This window comes from Roseateles sp. P5_B10, assembly GCF_056400485.1.
In genome coordinates this window covers 1-2,614 of sequence record NZ_JBFULE010000740.1, presented here as the reverse complement: position 1 = coordinate 2,614, position 2,614 = coordinate 1, and the positions used below count along the sequence as shown (strand labels likewise).

Sequence of the window (2,614 nt, the reverse complement as noted above, 5' to 3'; positions counted from 1 at the left end):
GGTGAGGAACTGCTGCAGGCCCTGCGCCGAGAGCGCTCGACGCCGCTGATCGTCATTTCGGCCCGCCAGGTCGAAGGCCAGAAGATCCGCCTGCTCGATGCCGGTGCCGACGACTACCTCGTCAAGCCCTTCGGCATCGGCGAGCTGCTGGCACGGCTGCGCGTGGCCCTGCGCCACCGCGGCACCGTGGCCCAGCCGGCCATCACGATGTACCGGCGCGCCGGCCTGGAAGTCGACCTGGCCGCCCACCGCGTACGTCGCGATGGCGCCGACGTGCGCCTGACGCCCACCGAGTTCAAGCTGCTGGCCCGCCTGGTGCGCCAGGCCGGCCAGGTCGTCACCCACCGCCGCCTGCTGGCCGACGTCTGGGGCGCGGACGCGACCGAGCAGACCCACTATCTGCGCCTGTACATGGGCCAGTTGCGCGCCAAGCTCGAGGTCGAGCCGGCCGAGCCCTGCGTGCTGCTGACCGAGCCGGGCGTGGGCTATCGCATCGCCGAACCGAACTGATCCCGCTCATGCAAGTCACCCACTGGATTCCCGTTGACGGCGCCGAGCTGGCCGTCGAATACCGCCCCCACGACGATGGCCGCGCACCGCTCGTGTTCCTGCACGCCGGCGTCACCGACAGCCGGTTGTGGGACGGCGCCATGGCCGCGGCTGCCGGGCAGCGCTCAGCTCTGCGCATCGACCGCCGCGGCTTTGGTCAGACGCGCGTGGCCGCCGCTCGCCCGCATGCCTGGGTCAGCGACCTGCGCGCCGTGCTGGACGTGCTGCGGCTGGACCGCGTGGAGCTGGTGGGCTGCTCGTTGGGCGGCCGCATCGCCATCGATTTCGCGCTGGCCTCGCCCGAGCGCGTGGCCGGCCTGACGCTGGTGGCGCCTGCCGTCACCGGCGCCCCCGACCCCACGCCCGAGCTGGATGCCGCCAGCCGTGAGTTGAACGACGCCACGCAGGCCGCCCGCGCCGCGGGCCAGCTCGACGAGGTCAACCGCCTGCAGGCCCGCCTGTGGCTGGACGGCCCCGGCCAGCCCGAAGGCCGGGTCGGCGGCGCCGCGCGCGAGCTGTTCCTGGCGATGAACCGCATCGCGCTGCACGCGCCGGCCATCGGCGAGTTGCAGCCCGCGCCCGACGCCTGGCCGCGGCTGGAGCAACTGGCCATGCCCACGTGCGTGGTGTGCGGCGACCTGGACCTGCCTTACCTGGTGCAGCGCTGCCGGCAGATGGCCGCGCGCATCCCTGGCGCGCGCCACGTGGCGCCGCCGGGGATGGCCCACCTGCCGTCGCTGGAAGCGCCGGAGGCCTTCACCCGCGTGATGCAGGACGCCGGGCTGCTGGACCGCTGAGGGCTCAGCGCGGCGGCTTCACGCTGGCCAGGTGCATGCCGCTGTCCAGCATCAGCAGCTCACCGGTCACCGTGCGGGCGCCGTCCACCAGCCAGACGATGGCTTCCGCCACGTCCTCGGGGGAGCAGGCGCGCTGCAGCGGCACGCCGGCTTCATAGGCCTTCAGGCCAGCCTCGTAGCCCTGTTGCCCCACGCCCTGCACGAACCAGCGTGACGTGATGAGGCCAGGGCACACGGCGTTCACGCGCACGGCGGGTGCCAGGGACCGGGCCAGGTGCAGCGTCATCGCGTTGATGGCGCCCTTGGACGCGATGTAGGGCATGGACGAGCCCACGCCCAGAGCGCCGGCCACCGACGATACGTTGACGATGCAGCCCTGCGCGGCTTTCAGCGCGTCGACGCAAGCCCGCACCATCTGGAAGCTGCCCAGCGCATTGACGGCCAGGATGCGCTGGAATGTGTCGGCGTCCAGCGCGTCCCAGTCGGCCGCGGCGCCGAACACCGACACGCCGGCGTTGTTCACCAGTGCGTCGATGCGGCCCCAGCGGTCCAGCGCGGCCTGCGCCAGCGCGCGGCAGTCGCCGTCCTGCGCCACGTCGCCCTGCTTCACGAACACGTCGGACCCGGCCGCACGGCAGGCCGCGGCGCAGGCTGCGGCCTCGTCCGCGCTGCGCGAGTAGTTGATCAGCAGGTCGTAACCCCTGCCGGCCAGCATCAGCGCCGTGGCGGCGCCCACACCCGTGCCGCCGCCGGTGATCAGCGCGACCTTGCCTGCCGTAGCCATGCGTCTTCTCCAGTGGAATTGCGGCGGGTCAGTCCAGGACCCGCCGCCGCCTCAGGCCTTCTTCGCCGTCAGCTGGTCCTTCAACGGCAACTGYCGGATGCGCTTGCCCGTGGCAGCGAAGATCGCGTTCATCAGCGCCGGTGCGATGGGGCCGATGGCCGGCTCGCCGACGCCGCCCAGCGGTTGGTCGTAGCTCTTGGCCGGCATGATGTGCACGGCGATGGTCTTGGGCGCGACGTTGAGCCGCGCGATCTCGTAGTCGTGGTAGTTGCTCTGCTCGACGCGGCCGTCCTTGAACGTGATCTCGCTGTACAGCGCCTGGCTCAGGCCCATGATGCAGGCGCCCTCGACCTGGGAGCGGATGCGGTCCGGGTTGATGGCCGGGCCGCAGTCCAGCGCCACGTCGATGCGCGGGATGCTGAGCTCGCCCTTGGGCGACACCCGCACCTCGACGATGACGGCCATATAGGTCACGAAGCTGTAG

At 71.9% G+C, this 2,614-nt stretch carries 4 protein-coding genes; 2 read left to right on the top strand and 2 right to left on the bottom strand.

The genetic code is table 11. The features are described 5' to 3' along the window. Together AC1DU6_RS26855 and AC1DU6_RS26850 are read left to right on the top strand one after the other, a co-directional pair. On the top strand, nucleotides 1-510 hold a 510-nt coding region (locus AC1DU6_RS26855), incomplete at its 5' end, for a winged helix-turn-helix domain-containing protein (protein ID WP_477860847.1). Nucleotides 511-518: 8 nt separating this feature from the next. After that, nucleotides 519-1,346, top strand: a complete 828-nt coding sequence (locus AC1DU6_RS26850; protein ID WP_477860845.1) for an alpha/beta fold hydrolase — start codon at nucleotides 519-521, stop codon at nucleotides 1,344-1,346. Nucleotides 1,347-1,350: 4 nt separating this feature from the next. Here AC1DU6_RS26850 and AC1DU6_RS26845 read toward each other — a convergent pair whose 3' ends face one another. Continuing rightward, entirely contained in the window at nucleotides 1,351-2,130 is a 780-nt protein-coding gene (locus tag AC1DU6_RS26845) for an SDR family NAD(P)-dependent oxidoreductase (RefSeq protein WP_056195711.1), read from the bottom strand. Nucleotides 2,131-2,181: 51 nt separating this feature from the next. Beyond that, nucleotides 2,182-2,614 (bottom strand): molybdopterin cofactor-binding domain-containing protein (locus AC1DU6_RS26840; RefSeq protein ID WP_477860843.1); only part of this gene is annotated, 433 nt, incomplete at its 5' end.